At 69.7% G+C, this 23,304-nt stretch carries 21 protein-coding genes and 3 pseudogenes; 7 read left to right on the top strand and 17 right to left on the bottom strand.

Features of this window, described 5'->3' with window-relative positions; genetic code table 11:
• Window positions 1–203: 203 nt before the first annotated feature.
• Complete coding sequence (locus ACFVZH_RS28460) at window positions 204–344, top strand: hypothetical protein (protein WP_384901606.1); 141 nt, start codon at window positions 204–206, stop codon at window positions 342–344.
• Between the two features lie 94 nt (window positions 345–438).
• On the opposite strand, the gene ACFVZH_RS28455 is transcribed toward ACFVZH_RS28460, so the two are convergent.
• Window positions 439–1,017 (bottom strand): TetR/AcrR family transcriptional regulator, encoded by a 579-nt coding sequence (locus ACFVZH_RS28455; RefSeq protein WP_384901604.1) that lies wholly within the window; start codon window positions 1,015–1,017, stop codon window positions 439–441.
• A gap of 91 nt (window positions 1,018–1,108) precedes the next feature.
• Between ACFVZH_RS28455 and ACFVZH_RS28450 the strand changes: the two genes are divergently transcribed.
• Window positions 1,109–1,555, top strand: coding sequence for an anthrone oxygenase family protein (locus ACFVZH_RS28450; RefSeq protein WP_384901603.1), 447 nt, complete (start codon window positions 1,109–1,111; stop codon window positions 1,553–1,555).
• Window positions 1,556–1,941: 386 nt separating this feature from the next.
• Window positions 1,942–2,454: pseudogene (locus ACFVZH_RS28445) on the top strand (DUF4157 domain-containing protein); the annotation flags it as partial.
• Window positions 2,455–3,416: 962 nt separating this feature from the next.
• Here ACFVZH_RS28445 and ACFVZH_RS28440 read toward each other — a convergent pair.
• From ACFVZH_RS28440 to ACFVZH_RS28415, 6 genes are all read right to left on the bottom strand, one after another.
• A complete protein-coding gene (locus ACFVZH_RS28440) occupies window positions 3,417–4,100 on the bottom strand; it encodes a maleylpyruvate isomerase N-terminal domain-containing protein (RefSeq protein WP_384901601.1) in 684 nt (227 codons plus the stop codon).
• 167 nt (window positions 4,101–4,267) lie between these two features.
• Window positions 4,268–4,801: a GNAT family N-acetyltransferase gene (locus ACFVZH_RS28435; RefSeq protein ID WP_384901599.1), complete on the bottom strand. Its 534-nt coding sequence runs from the start codon at window positions 4,799–4,801 to the stop codon at window positions 4,268–4,270.
• A gap of 150 nt (window positions 4,802–4,951) precedes the next feature.
• Complete coding sequence (locus tag ACFVZH_RS28430) at window positions 4,952–5,614, bottom strand: M15 family metallopeptidase (RefSeq protein ID WP_384901597.1); 663 nt, start codon at window positions 5,612–5,614, stop codon at window positions 4,952–4,954.
• A gap of 240 nt (window positions 5,615–5,854) precedes the next feature.
• The gene (locus tag ACFVZH_RS28425; RefSeq protein ID WP_384901595.1) at window positions 5,855–6,586 is read right to left on the bottom strand and encodes a DUF6193 family natural product biosynthesis protein; all 732 of its coding nucleotides are present in this window, start codon (window positions 6,584–6,586) and stop codon (window positions 5,855–5,857) included.
• Window positions 6,587–6,872: 286 nt separating this feature from the next.
• The gene (locus ACFVZH_RS28420) at window positions 6,873–7,499 is read right to left on the bottom strand and encodes a hypothetical protein (RefSeq protein ID WP_384901593.1); all 627 of its coding nucleotides are present in this window, start codon (window positions 7,497–7,499) and stop codon (window positions 6,873–6,875) included.
• Between the two features lie 191 nt (window positions 7,500–7,690).
• The gene (locus ACFVZH_RS28415) at window positions 7,691–8,272 is read right to left on the bottom strand and encodes an AAA family ATPase (protein WP_384901591.1); all 582 of its coding nucleotides are present in this window, start codon (window positions 8,270–8,272) and stop codon (window positions 7,691–7,693) included.
• 235 nt (window positions 8,273–8,507) lie between these two features.
• Between ACFVZH_RS28415 and ACFVZH_RS28410 the strand changes: the two genes are divergently transcribed.
• A complete protein-coding gene (locus ACFVZH_RS28410; protein WP_384901589.1) occupies window positions 8,508–8,945 on the top strand; it encodes a cytidine deaminase in 438 nt (145 codons plus the stop codon).
• Between the two features lie 101 nt (window positions 8,946–9,046).
• Window positions 9,047–9,672: pseudogene (locus tag ACFVZH_RS28405) on the top strand (IS5 family transposase); the annotation flags it as partial.
• Window positions 9,673–9,768: 96 nt separating this feature from the next.
• Here the strand turns inward: ACFVZH_RS28405 and ACFVZH_RS28400 are convergent.
• The 7 genes and pseudogenes from ACFVZH_RS28400 to ACFVZH_RS28370 all read right to left on the bottom strand — a co-directional run bounded on the left by ACFVZH_RS28400 (window position 9,769) and on the right by ACFVZH_RS28370 (window position 15,384).
• Window positions 9,769–10,320 carry a DinB family protein gene (locus ACFVZH_RS28400; protein WP_384901587.1) on the bottom strand — a complete coding sequence of 184 codons (552 nt, stop codon included), beginning with the start codon at window positions 10,318–10,320 and terminating at the stop codon, window positions 9,769–9,771.
• A gap of 162 nt (window positions 10,321–10,482) precedes the next feature.
• Window positions 10,483–10,708, bottom strand: a pseudogene (locus ACFVZH_RS28395) (IS5/IS1182 family transposase); the annotation flags it as partial.
• Between the two features lie 18 nt (window positions 10,709–10,726).
• A complete protein-coding gene (locus ACFVZH_RS28390; protein ID WP_384901585.1) occupies window positions 10,727–11,035 on the bottom strand; it encodes a hypothetical protein in 309 nt (102 codons plus the stop codon).
• A gap of 333 nt (window positions 11,036–11,368) precedes the next feature.
• Complete coding sequence (locus ACFVZH_RS28385) at window positions 11,369–11,827, bottom strand: MaoC family dehydratase (RefSeq protein ID WP_384901583.1); 459 nt, start codon at window positions 11,825–11,827, stop codon at window positions 11,369–11,371.
• Window positions 11,828–11,895: 68 nt separating this feature from the next.
• Entirely contained in the window at window positions 11,896–13,572 is a 1,677-nt protein-coding gene (locus ACFVZH_RS28380) for a long-chain fatty acid--CoA ligase (protein ID WP_384901580.1), read from the bottom strand.
• 10 nt (window positions 13,573–13,582) lie between these two features.
• The gene (locus ACFVZH_RS28375) at window positions 13,583–14,470 is read right to left on the bottom strand and encodes an amidohydrolase family protein (RefSeq protein ID WP_384901578.1); all 888 of its coding nucleotides are present in this window, start codon (window positions 14,468–14,470) and stop codon (window positions 13,583–13,585) included.
• Window positions 14,471–14,472: 2 nt separating this feature from the next.
• Complete coding sequence (locus ACFVZH_RS28370) at window positions 14,473–15,384, bottom strand: SDR family oxidoreductase (RefSeq protein WP_384901576.1); 912 nt, start codon at window positions 15,382–15,384, stop codon at window positions 14,473–14,475.
• 197 nt (window positions 15,385–15,581) lie between these two features.
• On the opposite strand from ACFVZH_RS28370, the gene ACFVZH_RS28365 reads away from it, so the two are divergent.
• Window positions 15,582–15,995: a MarR family winged helix-turn-helix transcriptional regulator gene (locus tag ACFVZH_RS28365; protein WP_384901574.1), complete on the top strand. Its 414-nt coding sequence runs from the start codon at window positions 15,582–15,584 to the stop codon at window positions 15,993–15,995.
• A 786-nt stretch (window positions 15,996–16,781) separates the two neighbouring features.
• Here ACFVZH_RS28365 and ACFVZH_RS28360 read toward each other — a convergent pair.
• From ACFVZH_RS28360 to ACFVZH_RS28350, 3 genes are read right to left on the bottom strand one after another with little or no spacing between them, the layout of a single operon-like run.
• Window positions 16,782–17,825 (bottom strand): ABC transporter ATP-binding protein, encoded by a 1,044-nt coding sequence (locus ACFVZH_RS28360; RefSeq protein ID WP_384901572.1) that lies wholly within the window; start codon window positions 17,823–17,825, stop codon window positions 16,782–16,784.
• On the bottom strand, window positions 17,822–19,447 hold the full coding sequence (locus tag ACFVZH_RS28355) for an ABC transporter permease (RefSeq protein WP_384901570.1): 1,626 nt from the start codon (window positions 19,445–19,447) through the stop codon (window positions 17,822–17,824). Before ACFVZH_RS28355 ends, ACFVZH_RS28360 begins: the two co-directional genes overlap by 4 nt.
• 1 nt (window position 19,448) lies before the next feature.
• Window positions 19,449–20,468: an iron ABC transporter substrate-binding protein gene (locus tag ACFVZH_RS28350; protein WP_384901569.1), complete on the bottom strand. Its 1,020-nt coding sequence runs from the start codon at window positions 20,466–20,468 to the stop codon at window positions 19,449–19,451.
• 225 nt (window positions 20,469–20,693) lie between these two features.
• Between ACFVZH_RS28350 and ACFVZH_RS28345 the strand changes: the two genes are divergently transcribed.
• Window positions 20,694–23,288: an AMP-binding protein gene (locus ACFVZH_RS28345; protein ID WP_384901567.1), complete on the top strand. Its 2,595-nt coding sequence runs from the start codon at window positions 20,694–20,696 to the stop codon at window positions 23,286–23,288.
• The last annotated feature ends 16 nt before the right edge of the window (window positions 23,289–23,304 follow it).

Here is a 23,304-nt window from a genome sequence, read left to right as displayed (position 1 = left end):
GACCGGTCTACCTATTTTGCACAGCCGCCCGATCGTAGTGAGTTCTGCGCCAAAGTCGCGGGGATGAAGGGGCGTTCGGTACCGCCGGGCGCCAACGCCCCTGGGCGGGATGGGCCTCCCCGTCCGGCCAAGGTGGCTCGGTGCCGGTTCCGGCGCCTGGGACGATGTGCCCATGCGTGCCCACGTGTACCGATGACCGGACGATGGCTCTGGGCGAGAGCGGATCGGGGTGGACGGGCGCGGCGAGTCGGCGCCTCCGCTGCTGCGCCTGCGACGGGCCGACCGACGACTCGGAGGACTACGTACTCGTCGAGCTGACGGCCCAGTTCCCTGATGCCCAGTAATGGCCGGGCGCGCACGCGGAGCACCCGAGTTCCGTCCTGTGCGGGCGGGCAGCGGGGGGCCAGGTTCCCGGCCGGGTGCCCGCGGGGTGGTGTGTCAGGTGACGGCGAGTCGGTCCACGAGGAGTCGTACTCTCTGTTCGGTGTGTTCCGGTGGGAGTCGTCGTGCCCGGGTCAGGGTGGCCAGTCCGTGCAGGGCGGCCCAGAAGGTCTCGGTGAACAGTCCCGGGTGGATGCCGTCCCCGGCGACCTCGGCGAGGCTTTCCATCAGGGCGGCGAAGGCGTCCTTCAGCGGTGCGGGGGTGTCCTCGTGCGCGAAGGCCAGGCCGCCGTCGAGGTGGAAGATGGCGTCGTAGACCGCCGGGTTGCGTGCGGCGAAGTCGAGGTAGGCGTGGGCGAGGGCGGCGACCCGGGCGCGGGGATCGTCCACCGTGGAGGTCGCGGCCCGCACCGCGGCGGCCAGCTCGGCGGCGCCTTCGAGGGCGACCGCGCCGATGATCTCCCGCTTGCCGCGGAAGTGGCTGTAGAGGACGGGCTGGCTGTACTCGATGCGCTCGGCGAGCCGGCGGGTGGTGACCGCGTCCCAGCCCTGCTGCTCGGCGAGTTCGCGGGCCGTCGCCACGATGAGGCGCTCGCGGTCCGCCCGTTCGCGCTGCTTGCGTTCCTGTACCGACATGATCCGACCCTAGCACCGCTAGACAACCGAGCGACAGCAGCACTAGCGTTGCCTCAACACCTAGCGCCGCTAGGTCCCAGGAGGGGTCATCATGCTCAACGCACTCGAGGTCTGCACCACCGTGATCGTCGGCCTGATGGTGGGGGTGGAGTTCTCCGTCGCCTTCGTCATGAACCCGATCTTCACCGCACTCCCCGAGGACAGTGGCCAACTCGCCCGCTCCCACGGGGGCCGGATGCTCGGCGCCGTGATGCCGGTCTGGTACATCGGCTCGCTCGTCCTCACCACCGTCTGGGCCATCGCCGGATGGAACCACCCCGGCACCGGCCTCGTCGTCACCGCCGGCGCACTGCTGATCCTCAGCGTGATCATGTCGATCCTGCTGCTCGTCCCGATCAACGACCAGGGCAAGACCTGGACCCCCGAGAACCGGCCCGCCGACTGGAAGGAGCAGATGAACCGCTGGGACCGCTACCACTACGCCCGCGTCGCCGTCATCATCGCCGCCTTCACCCTGCTCGTCACCGCCCTCGTCTGACCCCGCAGACTCACCCGCCCGGTCGTCAGCCGCAACCGCTCGGCCCAACCTGCTCGGCTGGGGGCCGATGCGCGTAGCGGAGTGACGGGAAGGCGAGATGCCCTTTCCGTCGGTACGGATCACCCGAGAGCGCTCGTGAGGTCCGGGTCGACGCCGATGGGCCTGCGGGCACCATGCGGTGCCCGCATGGTTGCCCGTCGAGCTCTGTGAACCGGCGGGCGGGGCCGGTGCCATGAAGGGATTCGCTCGCGTCGATCGAAAGGCTGCCCCCTGTGGCGCATCAACACGGCCGAACCCCCGACCCCGACCGCTCCCCGAAGGCCCCACCGCCTCGCTCACCCCTGTCCCGGTCGGTATCGCTGGGCATCCAGCAGGCCGCCGGGAACATGGCCATGGTGCAGATGCTCCGCCAGGCCGGACACCCCTGGGCGCAGCCCCAGCCCGACCGGCACCAACACGGCTCCGCCTGCGGCCATCAGGCGAACACGACCACCGAGACCACAGGATCAGGTGCGGCGGCGGTGCAGCGGTCAGCCGTCCACGATGTGCTGCGCGCCCCCGGCAGGCCCCTCGACGACGCGACCCGTGTCGACATGGAGGCCCGGCTTGGCGCGGACTTCTCCGATGTCCGCCTCCACGACGACGCCGCCGCGACCGCTTCGGCCGCTGAGGTCGGGGCCCGCGCCTACACCTCCGGTAGCCACGTCGTCATCGGCGAGGGCGGCACCGACAAGCACACCCTCGCCCATGAGCTGACCCACGTCATCCAGCAGCGCACCGGGCCCGTCGCGGGCACTGACAACGGCCAGGGCCTCAACATCAGCAACCCCTCGGATCGGTTCGAACGCGAGGCCGAGGCCAACGCGACTCGGGCCATGGCTGCTGGTCCCTCAGCCTCCGCGGAGGTCGCGCATCCTGCCGGGACTACCCCCGTCTCTGCGACCGGCTCGGTGCAGAGGGCATCCGCCGTGAACGGCACGATGCTGGTGAAGAGCGGGCGGCACCCGTTCAGTTCGGCGCTCACCAATGCGCTGCGGGTAGGCGCGAACGAAGCCCGCTGCCACACGATCTCGTACGAGGCCATATCGGATGGCGTGATCACTGCCGTAAACGAGTCTTTGAGCACGACGAATTTCAACAATTTCGGCTACCTTGAGGGTCTCATTCGGGCGATATTCCCCAATCAAGGCGCCCTCCCCACCTGGCACCAAAATACTCCGCAGACGCAAACTCTACTGGCGATCAATCTGCAGGAGATGCAGAATGCCACAAATGCGGCGGCAAATCTCTACGGGCTCTTGTCGAACCCGGCTCGCAACGTGCAGGTCCTCAACGCCGCGAACGTTCACGCAAACGATCTGATCAAAGCCCTGAACAACTCCCCGGCCAACCTGCGTGTCGGCTTCGGCAACTCCAACAGCTCCATCCAATCGGGACTTGATTTCATTCAAGTCGGCGCGCCTCGAATGTTGCGCCAAAACAGCAGGATCGTCGACACAGGGCAGACATACGACTGGTCCGGACATCAAACCATCCCCCTGCAAAATAACACCATGGTCACTTTCGTCAACCCCCAGCAGGAACAGCAGGTGTGGACGCTGTTGACCGAAACCGCAGTACCGCAAGTACACGCCTTCAGTTCCGGACCGCAGCTTCAGAGCTCCGACGTCGCGAACATGAACACCGCCACCATGACGAACGCCAATCCCACGCCCATCGCACTCCGGGTGCCGGGTACCAACGACTACTTCCTGTTCAATATCTGACCGTCGCGGCAGGACTGGCCCGGTAGCCGGTCTTCGACATGCTCACCGGCTACCAGAGTTTCCCAAGCCATCAACTATCCAGATCAGACGATGACTTAGCCCAGGGCGAGCCATCGGAGGCCGAGCTGTTCGATCCGTTCGGCCTCCGCTTCGTCCAGCGTCTCCCGGCCGGTGGCCTTACGCAGGAAACGCGCCTGGCTCCACCCCAGGGCGGGGACGGCCCCGGTTCGATCCGCGCCGAGCAGCAGCTCCGTCACGACGTCGGCGGCGGACGGGGTGAGCCAGGGGTCGTGGCCGAGTGCGTCGGCCAGGTCGAGACCGTGGACGGCGACCTCCACGACGCGAGTGAGGAGGAACTCCGACAGGAGCATGGCGTCGCCGTGACGAGTTCGTACGGTCCGGCCCGCAGCCTGGACCCGGCACAGCCGGTCGACCCGCTGCCAGGTCGCGGCGAATTCCTCGGCGAAGGCGGCGCCGTCGGCCGACCGCGCCGCACGGTCCTGGGCCAATGTGATCCGAGTGTCGTTGGTCCGGGGCGAGAAGCGGTCGTCAGGGCGGTAGTACTCCGCGGCCGAGATTTCCGGCTTGTCGGGCGCCGGCGCTTCCAGCATGTCCGGCAGCCAGTCGATCACGACGCATACGTGCCCGAGCAGGTCGAGCACGCTCCAGGGAGTGCAGCGTGTCGGAAGGCTCCACTCGGCCGGGGAGAGTCCTGACACGGCATGGGTCAGGGCCGCGGCTTCCTGGCGGAAGGCTTCGAGTACTCGGTCTTGATTCACGCTGGTGTCGTTCCCCATCATCGTCGAACAGGCTCCTGTCGGTCATGCCATCGCAGTTCGGTGCGCGGGTCCTTCACGGCGGGGACCCGTCAGCCCGATCGGTCGTTCTGCCACCGCCGGCGCTTCCGCCAGGGGCGGCGCCCTGCCGAAGGTGCGGCGTTCCGCTCTCAGATCGCCGCATCGACGGGCCGCTCCGCGCGGAGCATGGAGTAGATCACCGAGTCGTTCCACTGTCCGCCGCGCCATACAGCGGAGCGCAGGACGCCCTCCTTGACGAAGCCGGCCTTCTCAAGGGCCCGCTGCTCCGCGATGTTGGCCACGTCCGTCCACGCCTGGATCCGGTCGGCCCTGGTGTGCTCGAACAGGTAGTCCGCAAGGAGCCGCTGAGCCCGGGTGCCTATGCCCCGGCCACGGGCGGAGGGCACCAGGCCGATGGCGAGGCTCCAGTTCGTCAGGTCGGCGGGCCCCCAGGTACCGGGGAACCACTTGACCCGGCCCACCGTCACGTCGCCCTCGACGACGGAGAACAGCCCGCCATCGGGGCCGAGGAGGCCGTTCTCCGCGAAACGGCGGCGCAGGTCGGCAGTCGACTGATGGCCGAACCACTGATGGACGCCCCAGCCCTCCGGCCCGTTGAACTCCTGCTCCCACACGTCGAGGTCGTGGGCGATGACAGGGCGCAGCGTGATCTTGTCCGGCATGGAACAGCTCCTGGTCCTCCCGGGCCGCGCGGTTCGATCTCGCACGGCCACGACGGGCAACGTCTTGTGAACCTCTCCCCCTGCCGACGCGCTCCGACAGGGTGCCGGTTGCGTCAGCGCGAAGAAAGATCGACAAGACGACCCTGCGGGTCAGCTGTGTGAGCCGATCTCCTTAGGGCCGTACAGGGCCGCGGCTGCTCCCGCGTTCAAAGCCCAGTAGCGGTCCCCGTAGGACCAGTGCCACCACTCCGTGGGGTAGTTCACCAGCCCGGCGGCCGTGAGCACGGAGCCCAGGAGCTCACGGTGGGCACGGGCCTCCTCGCTGATGCCGGGGGCATCGGTGTAGCAGGCGCCCGCACTCTCCTCAGGGTCCGCGTTCATCCGCGTACCCAGGTCCAGCTCGCACCCGTCGGCATCGGCCAGCGTGAGGTCGACGGCCGCGCCCGCGCTGTGCGGGGCGATCTCGGGCGGTGACACGTAGCGGCTCGCCGCCGTGTGGACCTGCTCGGCGGACCAGTCGGGCTGGGCGGCGCGCAGCTGGCCGGCGTACTCCTCGAAGTACTCCCGCTGGAGGGAAGGAGGCCGGTACCCCTCGACGAACAGCAGCCGCAAGCCCCGCGGAAGGAGTTCCTGGGCCTTGATCAGCCGTTCCAGCACGCCTTCCCGCAGGTACGCGAAGGCGTCCGCCGGGTCCTGCTTGCGGGTATCCACCAGCAACGCACCATTGCGACGGACGTCCACGAGGGGCTCACCGCATTCGGTGACCGGTATGGCCGCCACCTGCGGATCTGACATCAACACGATCTTGGTCATTCCCCGATCATGCCGTAGGGCCCGCCCCGGCCAAACCGCCAGGATCCTGTTCAGCAACCGCCGAGCAATCGCGAGCAATCGATACGTACAGGCCCGGGCTATCCAGCACCGGCCCAGGGGAACCGATGTGGCCGCGCGTGGGGACCACGACGACGCTCATCCGGTGCTGCGTGGCCCGCTCACGCAGACAGTCCCAGTCCGGCCGGGATCGGTCACGGTCACCGACCTGGTCGGCGCTTGTCATCCCTCTTGTTCGGCGGTTCCCGCGACGGCCGGACCGAGATCGGCGGGGAGGTGGCGCACCGCCAGGGCGACGACTTCCTCGGCGGTGGTGGCCTCACCGAGAACGTCGTCGGAGAGCGGATGGCTCTTCACGCGGAAGGGGCTGCCCTTGTGTGACGGGACGATGGCCACGGCATCGCGGAACGGGTATCCAGTGCAGGAGCTGAAGCCGAGCGTCCAATGGCTCGAGAAGACATAGAGCGGCCGCAGCCGCGGTTCGGCATGAGCCGCTTCCACGAGCTCGCCGAACCCCGTGAAATCCGGTTCCTCGGCCGCTTGCTCCCGCATCATGCGCCACTGCAGCTCCACCACCGCGGCCGGCCCGCGTTCATGCGCTTCGGCGCGCTCGCTGGAGTGCAGGAACGGCAGCCCCGCCCTCAGCTCCTGCAGGCTCCCACCCCGCCCCCACGCCGCTCCGGCCCTGACGACATCCGCCAGGTCGGGCGTGGCTCCGGTGATCAGTTCCACTCCACGACTCCAACCGGAGACCCCGAACCAGCGGCTCTCGGCCCCGATGTGAACCGACAGCGGCTTGCGCTCAGGCACCGACGTGGCAATGCCGGCCGAGACGAGTGGGCCCCAATCGCCGGGTACCACGGTGAGATCGACACCGAGTTCGGCCGCCAGCCGCGCCAGCGCTGCGGCCAGGCTGCCCGCAGCAGCCAGGTCAGGGTAAAGGTCAGAGTCCACCCCCGTAGTCTGCCGTCGCGACGCCGCCAAGAGAACGGCGATCAGGCGGTACGGCGAGGGGCGTGGGCACGTGACCGCGCGCGTCCGTGGCTCACGGCCGGGGAGCGTAGCCGGCCGTCGACGGGTACGGAGAGCCTCACGCCGTTGGAAGGGTGCGGGGCGTCGGCCCGGACAGGCGAGACCAGCCGAGTAGCCGCCGTTGGCGATCGTGAGGGTCTTGCCCAAGACGGCTCAGACGCCGTGATCACACCAGCCACACCACCACACGAGCCACACCAAGACCATCTCACCCGTGACCAATAGTTTGGGGACCCCTAGGGTGCATATCGGGTTGTGATCCATCTGCAGGATTCGCCCCCGTGGCGGGGCTTGAACCGGTGGATGCAGGTCGGCGCCGCCGGTAGTAGGCCCAGGCCAGGGCCAGCACAATCGGCCCCCACAGCATCGCCGGGCTGATGCACACCCGGGCCAGGGCCATCCACCATCCGTTGCTGTACCCCACCTCGGGCAAGACGCCCGCCCAGGCGAGCGGGTAGAGGTCGAACATCGCCACCAGTGCCAGGCCGCCCAGGACCGCCGGGATCACCGCTGCGAGCGGCGCCACCCGCCGACCGCCGATGAACGGCACCCAGCGCGGCACCATCTCGCCCCACCCGCTCACCAAGCCGGTGGTGAGCAGAGCCAGTGCCTCGGTGAGCACACTGAGCCCTACGACGTAGAACGGAACCCACCAGGGAGCGGCCGCCGGGGCCGCCGAGTCGATCATGCCCATACGGAAGTCGACGGCGAACGGCAGCCGCCACAGGCAGTGCGGCAGCACGACGAACGGGAGGGCCTTGGCGAGTCGGATGGCCCAGACGGGGACGGGGCGCTCGGTGTCGCCGAGCGAAAGGGCGAGACGTGTCATAGGCATGACCCTGACCATCGTCGAACCTCAACGACAGTGCGTCGCCTGCACGCACGATCAGGATCCCCCACGAGAGCTACCCCTCGATCGTCCTGGCGGCTGACCATCGACAGGACCTGCGCGGCCGTCTCGGAGGACAGTTACGGGACAGCCCTTAAGATCCGCCGGACAGTACCTCTTGCTGCGACCGGGAAGGTTCACAGGAGTTGGGGCTGGTGTAGGCGTGCGCTTTCACTTCGGCGCTTCCACGCGCAGAGCAGCGCATCGATCTCCTTGGCGAGAGCAGTGACGTCGGCGGTCTGGCTGGTGTCGGTGATCAGGACGGGGCCGCCCAGCCGGAGCGGGCCTGGCGAGGCCGCCCTCCAGGTGGCGACGCGCTCGACGATCTCCTCACGGGTGAGGTGTCGATCGAGGTGTCCGGGGTGGCGGGTGCGTGTCTGGAACCGCTCGGCGACCAGGGCAGGATCACATGCGCAGTGGACTTCGACGATCCGCGCGCCGAGCTGGTGGAGCCGGTTGGGGGCGGTGTCGTGGTGCCACCAGTTGTCGAGCACTGCATGCTTGGCGTGGTCGGCGAGGGTGAACAGGATGTCATCGCTGGCCCGGCTCAGCCGGTAGCGCCAAGCGTGGTCGCCGACGCCGAGGGAGTCGTAGAGCGATTCAAGGATCGCGTCTTTGTCGATGACCGGCCAGCCCAGTTCTGCCGCGAGTTCGCGGGCCAGGGTGCTCTTGCCGCTGGCGGGCAGGCCGGAGACGACCACGAAGGCGTTATCGATCACGACGCCAGTCTGTCGCACCGCGGGCCCGGTCATCACGCGGGGAACGCCATCGCCGCCGGGAGTGGGTCAGGCTCCGGGCAGAGCCAGGCCGTCGCTTCAACGCCGACGGCTTCGAGTCGCTGTAGCCGAGGTGCGAGGGTGGTCGGTCCAAGACGTTCACTCTGCAGCCGATATTCGCTTGCGCGTGATCGTCACTCAGGTCAACGTCGCCTGACACCTTACGAAGGCAGAGAGAATGACCTCCCAGACTCACCAGGTCGACCACGAACTCATCGAGGCCGCGGCCCACGTCGCGCGCACGCGCTGCCGGGGCGACAACCACACCATGGCGGCCGCAGCCCGCGCCCAGGACGGCCGGATCGTCACCGCGGTGAACGCCTACCACTTCACCGGCGGCCCCTGCGCCGAGCTGGTCCTCCTCGGCACGGCAGCCGCCCAGGGCGCCTACGAGCTGGACACGATCGTCGCCGTGGGCGACCGCGACCGGGGCGTCGTCCCTCCGTGCGGCCGGTGCCGCCAGGTCCTGCTCGACTACTTCCCGTCCCTGAAGGTCATCGTCGGAGCAGGCGACCGCCTCCGGACCGTCCCCATCACCGACCTGCTTCCCGAAAGCTATATCTGGGCCGACCACCAGCTCGACCCTGAGCAAACCGACCCACTCAGCACAAGCTGACACACCACCAGACATCAACGGGTCCTCCGTTTCCTGATGCAGCATTAGGCAGTGTCCGGCGGATCATGTGACTGTCGGATTACTGGCTCGTTGTTCCCGGCATGGGGCGGGGTGATCTGGCGAATGCCGAATGGGTCCGGCTGGAGCCGCACTTGCCGGCGTTGGGGCAGCGTGACGGACGGTGGAACGATCACCGCAAGGTGATCAACGGGATCCTGTTCCGAGTCCGAACGGGCATGCCCTGGCGGGACCTTCCCGAGCGGTTCGGCAGCTGGAAGACCGTCTACGAACGGCACCGGCGCTGGTCGGCGGACGGCACGTGGGACCGGATCCTGCGCGCCGTCCAGGCCGATGCCGACCTCGCGGGCCGGATCGGCTGGAGCATGGTCAGCGTCTACTCGACGTCCTGCCGTGCCCATCAGCACGCGGCCGGGGCCCGGAAGAGGAAGCCACGCGTCCCGAAAGGACAACACCCCGGCGCCACCGAACCGACGAAGGACTCGGCCGGTCCCGGGGCGGCCTGACCTGCAAGATCCACCTCGCCGGTGAGGGTGGGTGCCGGCCGATGGCCTTCCTGGTCACGCCCGGACAGTGGGGCGACGCACCGCAGATGATCGAGGTCCTGAAGCGCATCCGCGTTCCCCGTCCGCAGGGCGGTCATCCGTACACCCGGCCGGATCGCGTCGGTGGCGACAAGGCATACAGATCGCGTCGCAACCGCCGCTACCGCTTGTGGCTCCGGCCGTGATCGCTCGGCAGGAACTCGCCCTTCCCCGCGGCGAGCATGATGATGGCAGACCATCCCGCCACGAGGTACCGCGGTTCACCTCGGCGGGTCCTCGCCAGTGAGCCCGTCGACGGATTCACGGATGAGGTCGGCGTGACCGGCGTGGCGGGCGTACTCCTCAATGAGGTCAAGGAGAATCCGACGGAGGTTGGGGCGTTCGCCGCTACGGGTCGTGTAGACGCCGAGCTGGTCCAGCCCTCCCGTGCTGAGCGCCTCGCCAACGAGGGCACGGGAGCGGGCTACTGATTCCTGCCAGAGAGCGAGCAGTCGCTCCGGGGTATCCCCGGCGGCGGAGCGGTAGTCCCAGTCGGGAGTACTCTCCCAGTCGACTGTGTCCCAGGGAGCACCGACGGGGGAGCCTAGCCACAGCCGGGCGAAATGACTGTCCTCCACGTGCGCCAGGTGCTTGAGCAGGCCGCCCAGAGTGATCGTGGACGTGCCGAGTGTGGCGCGAAGGCCGGAGGCGTCCAAGCCGGAGCACTTCCAGGCCAGCGTAGCCCGCTGGCGTTCGAGGGCGCCGAGGATGGCTGCTGCCTCGGTGCCTGCGAGTGGGGGTTCCGGCCAGGCTTCGGCTGTGATCTCAGTCATGGCCGCAGACCTTAGCGAACGGAGCTGACAGTGCAGCCGGCGGGTGAACTGCAACGAACCGACCACTCGAACCACAAGATCCACCGGACAGGCCCTATGCCGCTTCGTTTGGATCACCGGGCAGACCAGAGGAAGATGCCCGCGATGTGGGGTCCGGACAGGTAGATGGTCGCGGTCTTCTCGGGAGGAGTACTCCTTGTCGGCCAGGACCACCTCCGGCCTGGTGCGGGACCGTCCTAGCCGTCGAGGAACGCGAAGGTCAGTGGCCGGCAATGAGCATCAGAGGCCCGGTGGATCTCTGTGGTCAGTCCGCCGCGGGAGCGGCCGAGGGCGTGGACTGCCGGTTCACCTGCTGGGACCCCTTCTTGCGGGCTCCGGCCGCATGCTGGTCCCGTGCTGTTGCGTGTCAGGCCAGCTCGAAGCCACTCTCGATGACACCGTGCTCCGCAGGCGTCTCCCAGCAGGTGTAACGGCAGCCGGGGAGATCTGCGAGATCGATCCCGAGCTCTTCCGCCAGTCCGGCGGCAACGGTCTTGCCTGTGCGAGAGTGGTCAGCGGTGGCTTGGTAGTAGGCCAGGGCTCCGCGCAGCTCGATGACCACATACTCCACACGCTTCCCCGCGCCGGCCATCGATCCACGGCCATGCTGTTCGTGCTGGGCGCCAAAGGGCTGCCCACAGAGCCCACAGCTCAACTTGTTCCGCGTCGTACCCACGGCGGCATCGTACGTCGACGGTCTACGGACCCTTCCCTCGCCGGCAGCGTGATGACACCTTGGCACTGATCGTCACCCAGCTCCAGGCACCGCTGTCGGTGGTGGTCACGGCCGAGCAGCTGGGCGATTCCCCGCAGTTCAGTGTCGGCCCCGCACGCCTTGCTGACCGCGACCAGGTGGAACGGGCGAGCGGAGACGGCGAAGGCCAGCACGCAGGTCAACGCGTCCGAAGCCTCAGCGGCCCTCTCCCGATGCGGCTCAGCGGGAGGAGGGACTGCTGGTGTGTCGTTGGATGCCGCAGGTGAGGTGGCTCGGCTTGTGGCACGCGCTCCGTCAGGCGTAGTGGCGGTAGATGGCGTGGGCGACGCAGGCGGGCTTGTCGCTGCCGTTGATCTCGACGGTGAAGGTCAGTGGCATCTGGACTCCGCTGCCCTTGACCTCCTCCACTGTGCCGACGGTGGCATGGAGGCGGATCTTCGCGCCGACGGGGACGGGGCTGGGGAAGCGGACCTTGTCCAGGCCGTAGTTGACGCTCATCTTGGTGCCGGTGATGTCGAGCAGTTGACCGAAGAGCGGAATGATGAGGGAGAGGGTGAGGTAGCCGTGGGCGATGGGGCCGCCGAAGGGGCCGTTCTTGGCCTTGTCGGGGTCGGTGTGGATCCACTGGTGGTCGTCGGTGGCGTCGGCGAAGGTGTTCACCCGGTCCTGGGTGATCTCGATCCATTCGGTGCGGCCGAGGTCGGCTCCGCTGAGGGACTTGAGTTCGTCGAGGCCGTTGGCGGTGGTGGGCATGGGGGTTCCCTTCGGTGGCGTGGGCAGCGGTGGGCGTGGCCCGTGAATGGGTGCTGTCCGGACGTCTGTTACGGGCGGGAGCGATCGGTGGGAGCGCTCGCGTAGGTGTCCCGTACGGCGGGCTTGATGATCTTCCCGGAGGCTGTACGGGGCAGTGCTTCGGTCACGACGAGGGACTTGGGGATCTTGTACTTGGCCAGCCGGCCGTGGAGGTGGCCGAGGATGTCGTCCGCGTCGGCGCGGGCGCCGGGCTTGAGGACGACGACGGCGCGGCCGACCTCGCCCCAGACCGGGTCGGGGACGCCGATGACTGCGCATTCGGCTACGGCGGGGTGCGTGAACAGCACGTCCTCGACCTCGGCCGGATAGACGTTCTCGCCGCCCGAGACGAACATGTCCTTGACCCGGTCGACGATGTAGGCGTAGCCCTCGGCGTCGGTTCGGGCCACGTCGCCGGTGCGCAGCCAGTGTCCGTCGGTGAAGACAGCCTCCGTGTCCTCGGGCCGTCCCCAGTAGCCGGTCATGACGTGAGGACCGTGGACGAGGATCTCGCCGCGTTCGCCGGGTTCGGCATCGCGGCCGTCGGGCAGAACCACGCGGGTGTCGGTGAAGAAGTGCGGCACGCCGGCGGAGCCCGCCTTGGCCGAGGTCTGCTCCCGGTCCAGGAAGAGGACGCCGGGGGACGCCTCGGTCATGCCGTAGCCCTGGCTGAGGGCGAGGCCCCGTTCGAGGTACGCGGCGAGGGTACGGGTGGGGACGGGGGCGCCGCCGCAGTTGAGGGTGCGCAGGCTGGACAGGTCGGTGGTCTCCCAGCGCGGCCGGGCGGCCATGGCGTCGTACATGGTGGGGACGCCGAACATGTACGTCACCCCGAGCTCCTCGATCAGCTCCAGGACGCGGTCGGCGTCGAAGGCGCCGAGGAGGATCACACGGCCGCCCTTCAACAGGGTCGGCAGACAGGTCATGTTGAGGCCCGCGGTGTGGAACAGCGGGGCCACGACGAGTGTCACCTCGTCGCCGGTCAGGTCGGTGTCGACGAGAACGTTGACGCTGTTCCAGGTGATGTTGGCGTGGGAGAGGACGGCGCCCTTGGGCCGGCCCGTGGTCCCGGAGGTGTACATGATCATGCACGGGTCCTCGGGGGCCACGGTCTCGTCCAGCGGGCCGGTCTCGGCGGCGGCGAGCAGTTCCTCGTAGCCGAGGGCGGCGACCCCGTCGGAGATGCCCGCCCCGTCAGAGGTACCGGCCCCGTCGGGGGCACTGGCCCCGTCGGAGGCGCCCGCCCCCTTGGAGATGCCCGCCCCGTCGGACGTGCCGCCGTCGAGGCCGGTCCCGGGTGCAGCGTCAGGGCCGGCGAGCGCGATCACGTGCCGTACGCCCGCCTCGGCCGCCGCCACCCGGGCCGTCCCGTCCTGCTCGGGCCCGTGGACGAGGACGGTGCTACCCGAGTCGGCGAGGTTGTAGGCCAGCTCCGGCGCCGTGAGCCGGGTGTTGAGGGGGACGAAGGCCGCCCCCAGCGTCCCGGCGGCGAAAAGGGTCTCAAGGAACGCCGGGTGATTGGGGCCGAGGTACGCGATGCGGTCGCCCCGCGCCACGCCCAGGCCCCGCAGGGCGTGCGCGAGGCGAAGGACGCGTCCGTGCAGCTCGCGGTAGGTCAGGGTGCGGTTCTCGTGGACGACGGCCACCCGGTCGGGGGTCTTGCGGGCCCGGCGCGCAGGCCAGGAACCGATGCCTTGGTTCAACACGGCGTCTCCTTCAGCCCGAGGCCAGACCGAGCAGGCGGGCGGCGTTCTCCTTGAGGATCTTCGGCCGGACCTCGGGCTTGATGTCGAGCTTCTCGAAGTCCGCGAGCCAGCGATCGGGGGTGATGACGGGATAGTCGGAGCCGAAGAGCACCTTGTCCTTGAGCAGGGTGTTCGCGTAGCGAACGAGCTGCGGCGGGAAGTACTTCGGGGACCAGCCGGACAGGTCGATGTACACGTGCGGCTTGTGGGTGGCGACCGCCAGGGCCTCGTCCTGCCAGGGGAACGACGGGTGGGCGAGGATGATCCGCAGCTCGGGGAAGTCGACGGCCATGTCGTCGACCAGCATCGGGTTCGAGTACTTCAGCCGGATGCCGCCGCCGCCCGGGACACCGGCGCCGATGCCGGTCTGGCCGGTGTGGAACAGCGCGGGCACGCCGAGTTCCTCGATCGCCTCGTACAGCGGGTAGGCGAGCGGGTCGTTCGGCGAGAACGCCTGGATGCTGGGGTGGAACTTGAATCCGCGGACGCCGTGCTCCTCGACCAGGCGGCGCGCTTCGCGGACGCCGGCGCGTCCCTTGTGCGGGTCGATGCTGGCGAAGGGGATGAGCGCGTCGGCGTGGGCGGCGCAGCTCTCGGCGATCTCCTCGTTGGAGATCCGGGGGTGGCCCGTGGCGTGTTCGGCGTCGACGGTGAACACCACCGCGGCCATGCGGCGCTCGCGGTAGTGGTCGGCCATCTCGTCGATGGTCGGCTGCCGGTGACCGTGTGCCTTGAAGTACTCCTCCGAGGCGCCGAACAGCTCGGGGCTCAGGGCCCCGTGGCCGTCCTTGGAGATCTCGGCGTGTGTGTGCACGTCGATGGCGGTGAGTCGGTCGAGGTCGAGTGCGAGGTCGCCCATGGTCACGCCTCCGGGGCCTGGGGCGCGGGGATGCCGTACGTCTCGGGCTCGGCACCGACGCCGGCCGGCCACTCGGCGGCGATGGCGTCGGCGCTCCAGCCTCCGTCGGCGAAGGCGACCGCCTTCTCCTTCGGGTGCGCCCACAGGGCCAGCCGGTCGCCACCGATGCCGATCGCCTGACCGGTCACGCCGTCGGAGTCGTCCGAGGCCAGGAAGGTGATCACCGAGGCGACGTCCTCGACGGTGCCGAGGCCCTCGTCCTTGCGCAGCCAGTCCGGCAGCGGCTTGCCGGTGACCTGGGACTCCTCGATGGCCGGGGCGAAGGCCGGGATGGTCTTGGTCATCTCGGTGGCGGCGACCGGTACGACGGCGTTGACGGTGATGCCGGCGCGGCCCAGTTCCATGGCCCAGGTGCGGGCCATGGCGACGATGCCGGCCTTGGCGGCGGCGTAGTTGGTCTGGCCGAAGTTGCCGCGCTGCCCGGCGGGCGAGGAGATGAGGACGAGCCGGCCGCCGGTGCCCTGTTCCCGCATACGGACGGCGGCGGCACGGGCGCAGGTGAAGGTGCCGCGCAGATGGACGCGGACGACGTCGTCGAAGTCCTCGTCGGTCATCTTCCACAGCACGCGGTCGCGCAGGATGCCGGCGTTGGTGACGAGCACGTCCAAGCGCCCGAACTCCCGTACGGCGGTGTCCACCAGCTCTTGTGCCGCCGCGCTGTCGCCGACCGCCGCGACGACGCCGGCCGCCCTGCCGCCCTCTGACGTGATCGAGGTGACGGCGGCGTCGACGGCGGCCCGGTCGACGTCGTTGACGACGACGGCGGCGCCGGCCGCGGCGAGAGCCTGGGCGTATGCCAGTCCGAGACCGCGTCCGCTGCCGGTGACGACGGCGACCTTGCCCTGAAGATCCATGAGAGGTGCCTCTCGTAGGTGGCGTTGGGGGAATGCCGAAAGCGCCGGCACGAGCCGGGATCGACAGGAATCCTGATGAACGACAGTCTGGGGATCAACAGGATTCCTGTCAATGCCTTAGGGTGGGAGGCGCCGCCCCCACGGCAGCGCAGCGACATGGCCCACCCCACGCGGACCATCACCACGGGAGGACGAACGTGAGCACCTCACTGCTCTACCTGATCAAGAGGACGGAGCTGGCGGTACGCGCCCGCCTGGAAGAGCTGCTCAAACCGGCCGGAATCACGGCGCTGCAGTACACCGCCCTGACGGTGCTGGAGCGCCACGACGGCGTCTCCGCCGCACAGCTCGCGCGCGACTCCTTCGTCACCGCCCAGTCGATGGCCGACATGGTCCGCGCACTGGAAAGCCGGGACCTGGTCCGCCGCGAGCCCAATCCCGCCAACCGCCGCGAACGGCTCATCCTGCTCGCCCCTCCGGGGCGGCGACTGCTCGAGGAGTACGCCGGGCCGGCCCGCGCGCTGGAGGAGCGCATGGTCGCCGACCTGAGCGCCGAGCAGATCGCCGTACTCCGGGAGGCCCTGGTGGGGGCGTGGCGGTCCCTGTCCTAGGGAGTACCTTGCCGACCGTTCGACGGGCGCGCCGTGGGCCGCGCGGATGGCTCGCGGGCCACGGGGGCCGACGCCCGCGACAGCAATCCGCCTGCCGTCCGACCTCCGGAACGGGAATGCGGAGGAGCCAAGGAGAAGTCGCCGTCCGCCACAAGGTGTTCGACGTGCCGAGTGCGGAAGCCACCTACGGTGACGCGGCCAAGGAACTCCTGCAAAGCCCCAGTCCTACCGGGCCGGCACGGTACTCAAGCAGTGAGGCGGACCGATTCGCGGGTCCGATCAGCCTCACGTCGGAACCACCCGGGTTACCAGTCGGCGGTGTCTGCGGACTGACTGTGCCGGGGCTCCTCACGGACAGTGAGATCAGTGAAGGGCTGGGCGGCTTCCCGTGCAAGACACGGCTAGCTTTGAGCCCCACGTCGCCGAGCGTCCCGATGATCCCGTGGTGTCAAGCGGCGGTCAGGTCGTGAGCCGAGCGAGCAGGGCCGGCCTGACGTGCGGCGGGAAGGCGCCGCCACCGTGTCCCAGACTCCTGCCGCCTGGCTGCCAGTAGTCCGGTCAGGAACCGCGAGGTAGGGCTGGACAGGTCAGTCGACTGGGGTCTCACTTGCTCGGGCGGAGCCAAGAGCTTTGGGGGAAGGGCAGGCAAGCACGCGAAGCTCATGGCGGACACGGGTGACCTTGGTCGAGAACCCGTCCGCCAGAAGCTTCGTCGTTGCGCAGGACTGCCCAGCTCGCGGTCAGCACCCCCCACTCGGAAAGGGCTCATGGACGCACCCGCCGATCTCAGGCCGGTTCGTGCAGGGTTGCCTCACCGGTGACCCGGATGCCGATCCGGCCGCCCGGCCGTACCTGGAGCGGACCGGGTGCGCGGATGTCGATCCGCTGCTCCAGGCCGTCGACGGCGACGGTGACCATGGAGTCATGCCCGAAAAAGCGGACGTCGGTGACAGTGCCTTGAGCGGTCGCCTCGTCCGGGCCGGTGAGGTGGAACTGCTCGGGACGGAGAAGGACCCGGCCCTCGCGCAGGCCCACGGGCGCGGCGGCAAGGGGAATGCGGCCCAGTCGGGTGGTGGCGGTGTTCTCGTCGGCCGTGCCGGTGACGAAGACGGCGTCACCGACGAAGGAGGCCACCCAGGGGTCGGCGGGGCGTTGGTAGAGCTCCTCGGGAGTGGCGCATTGGGCGACGCGACCGTCGCGGACGACCGCGACGACGTCGGTGGTGGAGAGCGCCTCCTGCTGGTCGTGCGTGACGAGGACGGCGGTGGCCCCGCTGGCCCGGAGCACCGCGCGGACCTCGGCTCGTACCGCTCCACGCAGACCGCTGTCGAGGGCGCTGAACGGTTCGTCGAGAAGGACGAGATGGGGTTCGGGGGCGAGGGCGCGGGCCAGGGCGACGCGTTGCTGCTGGCCGCCGGACAGCTCGTGCGGCATCCGATCGCCGTAGCCGCCGAGTCCGACGAGGTCCAGCATCTCGTCGACGCGCTTCGCGCGGGCTCCGCGCTCGCTGCCGGTCAGGCCGAAGGCGACGTTGCGGGCCACGCTCAAGTGGGGGAAGAGCGCGCCTTCCTGGGGGACGATGCCGATGCGGCGGCGTTCGGGCGGGATGTGGACCCCGGGGCCCGCGAGGGTGCGACCTGCGACGGTGACGGTGCCCGCGTCGGTGCGCAGGAAGCCGGCGATCACGCGCAGCAGGGTCGTCTTGCCGCAGCCGGAGGGGCCTAGGACGGCAGCGAGGTGACCACCCGGGACGGTGAGGTCGAGCCCGTCGAGAACGGTGGCGCCGGGCCCGTACGACTTGACTACGCCGCTGACCTGGAGGTCGTTCATGTGCGGTGCCTTCCGAGGAGGTAGGAGGGAACGGCGGCCAGCAGGATGAGGACGGCGGCGTACGGGGCCGCGGCGGCGAAGGATCCGCTGCCGGTCTCCGTCCAGAGCCGGGTGGCCAGGGTGTCCATGCCGGTGGGGCGCAGCAGCAGGGTGGCGGGCAGTTCCTTCATGCAGACGACGAAGGTGAGGGCCGCGCCGGCGGCGACGCCCGGTGCGGCAAGCGGCACGGTGACCTCGCGCAGCACCCCGAAGGGGGTACGGCCCAGGGAGCGGGCGACGTCGTCCAGGACGGGTGGCGCCTGGAGTACGGCGGCGCGGGTGGCGGCCACGGCCACGGGCAGGAAGAGCACCACGTAGGCGCAGATCAGCAGGGGCGCCTCCTGGTAGATCGGCCGGGCGTAGCGGACCGCGAAGAAGACCAGGGCCAGCGCGACGGTGATGCCGGGGACAGCGTGGCCCGCGTACGCGGCCTGTTCCAGGAGGTGGGCGAGGCGGCCCCGATGGCGGGCCGCGATGATGCCCACGGGCAGGGCGAGCAGCGTGGTGAGCGCGGCACCGGCGGCGGCGACGCCGAGGGTGGTGAGTGCGGCGCTGGTGAGAGTGGCGGGGTCCCAGGTCGCGGAGGAGCCGACAGCGAGCCAGTACCCGAGGGTGGCGAGCGGGAAGCCGACGGCGGTCGCGACGACGGCGCAGCACCAGGCCAGGGCGGGCAGCCGCAGTCGCCCGAGCGCGGCGGGAACGGCCCGCCGGGCGGTTCCCGCTCCGGTACGGGCGTACCCGGCCCGGCCGCGGGTGCGGGTCTCCGCGGCGACGAGCGCGATGGTCATGAGGACGAGCACGGCGCTCAGCGCGGCGGCCGGGGTGCGGTCGAAGCTGGCGCGGTAGGACGTGTAGATGCCCCGGGTGAACGTGTCGTACCGCATGAGGGACACCGCGCCGAAGTCGGAGAGCACATAGAGCGCGACGAGCAGTCCGCCGCCCGCTGCGGCCGGTCGGAGCTGGGGCAGGGTGACGCTCAGGAAGGTGCGCAGGGGGCCGCGCCCGAGGGAGCGCGCGACCTCCTCGTGACCGGGGTCGGTTCCACGGAGCGCTGCGGCGACCGGCAGGTACACGTACGGGAAGCTGGCGAGGGTCAGAGCGAGGGCGGAGCCCGTGAAACCGGCCAGCGAGGGGGCCGCGGAGAGCCAGGCGAAGGCAGTGACGTAGCTGGGCACGGCCAGGGGCAGGGTGACGAGGACCGACCAGGCGCGGGCGCCGGGAAGTGCGGTCCGCGTGGTCAGCCAGGCCAGGGAGACGCCCAGGAGCAGGCAGGCGACGACGACGGTGGCGGTCAGGCCGAGGCTGCGCAGGAGCAGTTGCCCGGTCCGTTCGCCGGCGATGACGTCCCAGGCGAAGGCGGGGCCACGTTCGAGGGCGCGCACGGCAAGGTAGCCGAGGGGCAGGACGGCGAGCGCCGCCGCGAGGCAGGCGGGCACGATCAGGACCCATGAGGGTCTGGCGGCGCGGTCGGTGCGGCCGCCGGCACGCTTCCGTTCGTCGGCGCGGTTCCGCCCGGCGGGCGCGGGGGCGCTCGCCGGGCGGGTGTCGTGCCGCGTCCGGACGGGGGAATCCGGTGAGGTCACGTCAGACCAGTCCGGCTTCCTGGAGCATGGCCAGGGTTTCCTTGAGCGAGTCGAGCTTGCCGAGGTCGATCTTCGGCGGCTGGAGCGTCTCCAGTGGCGGTACGCCCGCCGCGGACTTCACCCCGGCGGCGAGGGGGTACTCCTTGGTCTCCTCGGCGAAGTAGCTCTGGGACTCGGCGGAGAGCAGGAAGTCGACGGCCTTCTGGGCGTAGGCCGCCTGCTTGGCGTCGGCGCCCTTGAGGATGCCCACGCCGGCCACGTTGACGAGACCGCCCGGGTCGCCCTTGGGCAGGAAGTGGACCTTGGCCTTGACCTTGGCCTCGCCCTTCTCGGCGACTTGCTCGTACCAGTAGTAGTGGTTGAGCAGGCCGAGCGAGACCTCGCCCTTGTCGACGGCCTCCAGGACGTTGTTGTTCCTCTCGTACGCCTTCGGCTCGTTGGCCTTGAGGCCCTTGAGCCAGGTACGGGCGGCCTCGTCTCCCTCCAGGATGCGCATGCCGGTCACGAACGCCTGGAAGGAGGCGTTCGTCGGGGCGAAGCCGATCTTGCCCTTCCACTCCGGCTTGACGAGTTCGTGGACGCTGTCCGGGGGCGTGGGCACCTTGTCGGGGTTGTACGCGATGACGCGGACGCGGCCGCTGACGCCGGTCCAGTCGCCGGCCGCACCGCGGTATTCCTGGGTGACCTTGTCCAGGGTGGTCTTGGGCAGCGGGGCGAGGCGGTGCTCCTTGGAGAGCGCGCCGAGGGCTCCGGCGTCCTGGGAGAGGAAGAGCCCGGCCTCGGTCTTGTCGCCCTCCTCCAGGAGCTGCGCGGAGAGCTCGGCGCTGTCGCCGTAGCGGACCTCGACGTTGGTGCCGAGGTGCTTCTCCAGCTTCTCGATGAGTGGCTTCACGAGGTTCTCGTTGCGGCCGGAGTAGATGACCAGTCCGGCCGGTTCGCCGCTGCCGCAGCTCGCGAGCGCAGGGACGAGGAGGGCTGCCGCGGTGAGCGCGGTGAGCGTGCGGGCCAAGGGGCGGCGCATGGTGAGGTGATGCCTTCCTGCCGTGCCGGTCGCGGCCGTCGCCTGTGGCGACGGGTCGTACGACGAGCGACGAAGCGATACCGGGAGAACCTGTGAATACGGCATTGATAAGGTAAAGCTAACCTAATGGTCAAGGCAGGGTTTGGTAACGGACCGGTCGCAAATGAGCATCCGGTATCAGCACCCCCTCTTCTCGATTAGGAAAGCCTTACCTACGATGCGCCCGTGACGCTCCTCCCTGCCCCGCCCGTCGGCGGCCACACCCTCCCCCTCGCCCACGGCCTCGCGCTGCACGGCGACCGCACCGCCCTGGTCACCGCCGAGGGCGAGGTCTCCTACGGCGAGCTGGCCCAACGGGTCGCGGACACCGCCAGGCGACTCGGCCCCGGACGCCGCCTCGTACTCCTTCCCGGCGGCAACACCGTCGGCGCGCTCGTCGTCCACCTGGCCGCACTCTCGGCGGGGCACCCGGTCCTGCTCGTGCCCGGCGACCATCCGGAGGCCGTGGAGGCCCTGACCGCCGCCTACGATCCCGACGTCGTCGCCCACCCGAGCTCCGGCTCGGGATCCGGCTCCGGCGAGTGGCGGATCGAGGAGCGGCGGACGGGCTCCGCTCACGACTTCCACCCCGATCTCGCCCTGCTCCTGAGCACCTCGGGCTCGACCGGCTCCCCCAAGCTCGTCCGGCTTTCGTACGAAAATCTCCAGGCGAACGCCGAGTCGATCGCCACGTACCTCGGGATCCGCGACACCGACCGCGCCGCCACCACCCTGCCGATGCACTACTGCTATGGCCTGTCCGTCATCCACAGCCACCTACTGCATGGCGCCGGCCTCGTCCTCACCGAGCTCTCGGTCGCCGACGCCTGCTTCTGGGACCTGTTCCGTACCGCCCGCGGCACCGCTCTGCCCGGAGTCCCGTACACCTTCGATCTCCTCGACCGGGTCGGCTTCGCCGAGATGGAGCTTCCGCACCTGCGGTACGTGACCCAAGCCGGCGGCCGCCTCAGTTCCGAACGTGTGACCGAATACGCCGAGTTGGGACAGCGACGCGGCTGGGATCTCTTCGTCATGTACGGCCAGACCGAGGCGACAGCCCGCATGGCCTACCTGCCACCGGAGCTCGCGACCGCACATCCGGAGGCGATCGGGGTTCCGGTTCCCGGCGGTGCGTTCTCCCTCGAAGCCGTCGACGAGACCTCCGGAGAGGACGTCGGCGAACTCGTCTACTCCGGTCCGAACGTCATGCTGGGCTACGCCCACACCCCCGACGACCTCGCCCTCGGCCGCACCGTCGGAACCCTGCGCACCGGCGATCTGGCCCGGCGCACCGAGGAGGGCCTGTACGAGATCGTCGGCCGGCGCAGCCGGTTCCTGAAGATCCTCGGCCTGCGGATCGACCCCCAGCAGGTCGAGGCCACACTCGACGAGCGCCACGGCCTCAGCGCGCTGTGCGCGGGGGACGACGAGGGGCTCGCCCTCGCCGTCGTGCGCGAGCCGGGGTGGGACGAGCGGCGGATCCGAAGACGCGTGGTGGACGAGTTCGGCCTGCCGGCGCGCGCGATACGGGTCCACCTCCTGCCCGAACTCCCCCGCCTGCCCACGGGCAAGCCCGACTACCAGGCCGTCCGCGCCCTGGGCCGACCGGACGACACCGACGTCCCGCCCGGTGGCGCGGGCACCGACGACCTGTGCGCCCTCTACGCCCGGATCCTGGACCGTACGGACGTGACTCCTGACAGCACCTTCGTGGGACTCGGCGGAGACTCCCTGTCCTACGTCGAGATGTCACTCCACCTCGAAGAGCGCCTCGGCCACCTGCCCACGAGCTGGCACACGACGCCGATCAGCAAGCTTCGGGTCCCCGAACGCAAGACCTGGGGCCGAGGCAGGTCCCTGGAGACCAGCGTCGCCCTGCGCGCGGTCGCGATCGTGTGCATCGTCGGCTCGCACGTCCGGCTCTTCGAGGTCCGCGGCGGTGCGCATCTGCTGCTCGCGGTGGCCGGATTCAACTTCGCCCGCTTCCTGCTCACCTCCGCCGAGCGACGCGAACGCGTCCGCCGCACGGGACGGAGCATCGCGCGCATCGCGCTGCCTTGTGCGGCCTGGACAGCCTTCGCGATCCTGATCGGCGCCGACTACGACCTGAGCAACCTCCTCCTCCTGCACAACGCTCTCTTCCCCCAGGACATGGGGCCGGGACTGCACCTGTGGTTCGTGGAAGCACTCGTGTACATCCTGCTTGCGACGCTCGCACTCCTCGCACTGCCCGCCGTCGACCGGGCGGAGCGGCGCTTCCCGTACGGCCTTCCCCTCACCCTCGTCGCACTGGGCCTGCTGACCCGCTACGAGCTGGTCGGCCTCCCCGAGCGCTCCCAGATCACGGACGCGGTCACCGTCTTCTGGCTGTTCGCCCTCGGCTGGGCGGCCGCGAAGGCCCGCACGACGCCGCATCGGCTGCTCGTCACCCTCGCAGCGCTCGCCACGGTCGCCGGCTTCTTCCCCGGCGAACCCCGGCGCGAGGCGTTCGTCCTCGTCGGCTTCGTCCTGCTGGTGTGGTTCCCGACTCTTCCCAGCCACCACCGGGTCAACCAGGCAGCGGGGCTCCTCGCCGCCAGTTCACTCTCCATCTACCTGACGCACTGGCAGATCTACCCGATCCTGGACGACATCTCCGAACCCCTGTCGTTGGTCACGGCTCTCCTCTTCGGCATCGCCTACGCCAAGGGTGCGGACCATCTGACCCGGAGGCTGTCGGCACTCCCCCGCCTGGCCACACTGCGCACAGGATGGCCCGGCTCCCGCCGGAAGCGCTCCTGACCCCGTACCACGACCG

The organism is Streptomyces sp. NPDC059534 (assembly GCF_042743475.1).
GTDB lineage: Bacteria > Actinomycetota > Actinomycetes > Streptomycetales > Streptomycetaceae > Streptomyces.
The sequence above is the reverse complement of the archived record's forward strand: the minus strand, read 5'-3'. Positions and strand labels throughout refer to the sequence as shown.

What these genes read in the sequence shown, in the direction of transcription:
- ACFVZH_RS28420 (WP_384901593.1), bottom strand. Translation starts at nt 7,499, where the DNA reads ATGCCTATGACACGTCTCGCCCTTTCGCTCGGCGACACCGAGCGCCCC.
- ACFVZH_RS28385 (WP_384901583.1), bottom strand. Translation starts at nt 11,827, where the DNA reads ATGCCCACCACCGCCAACGGCCTCGACGAACTCAAGTCCCTCAGCGGA.
- ACFVZH_RS28410 (WP_384901589.1), top strand. Translation starts at nt 8,508, where the DNA reads ATGACCTCCCAGACTCACCAGGTCGACCACGAACTCATCGAGGCCGCG.
- ACFVZH_RS28455 (WP_384901604.1), bottom strand. Translation starts at nt 1,017, where the DNA reads ATGTCGGTACAGGAACGCAAGCAGCGCGAACGGGCGGACCGCGAGCGC.
- ACFVZH_RS28450 (WP_384901603.1), top strand. Translation starts at nt 1,109, where the DNA reads ATGCTCAACGCACTCGAGGTCTGCACCACCGTGATCGTCGGCCTGATG.
- ACFVZH_RS28360 (WP_384901572.1), bottom strand. Translation starts at nt 17,825, where the DNA reads ATGAACGACCTCCAGGTCAGCGGCGTAGTCAAGTCGTACGGGCCCGGC.
- ACFVZH_RS28460 (WP_384901606.1), top strand. Translation starts at nt 204, where the DNA reads ATGGCTCTGGGCGAGAGCGGATCGGGGTGGACGGGCGCGGCGAGTCGG.
- ACFVZH_RS28370 (WP_384901576.1), bottom strand. Translation starts at nt 15,384, where the DNA reads ATGGATCTTCAGGGCAAGGTCGCCGTCGTCACCGGCAGCGGACGCGGT.
- ACFVZH_RS28435 (WP_384901599.1), bottom strand. Translation starts at nt 4,801, where the DNA reads ATGCCGGACAAGATCACGCTGCGCCCTGTCATCGCCCACGACCTCGAC.
- ACFVZH_RS28430 (WP_384901597.1), bottom strand. Translation starts at nt 5,614, where the DNA reads ATGACCAAGATCGTGTTGATGTCAGATCCGCAGGTGGCGGCCATACCG.
- ACFVZH_RS28375 (WP_384901578.1), bottom strand. Translation starts at nt 14,470, where the DNA reads ATGGGCGACCTCGCACTCGACCTCGACCGACTCACCGCCATCGACGTG.
- ACFVZH_RS28350 (WP_384901569.1), bottom strand. Translation starts at nt 20,468, where the DNA reads ATGCGCCGCCCCTTGGCCCGCACGCTCACCGCGCTCACCGCGGCAGCC.
- ACFVZH_RS28400 (WP_384901587.1), bottom strand. Translation starts at nt 10,320, where the DNA reads ATGACTGAGATCACAGCCGAAGCCTGGCCGGAACCCCCACTCGCAGGC.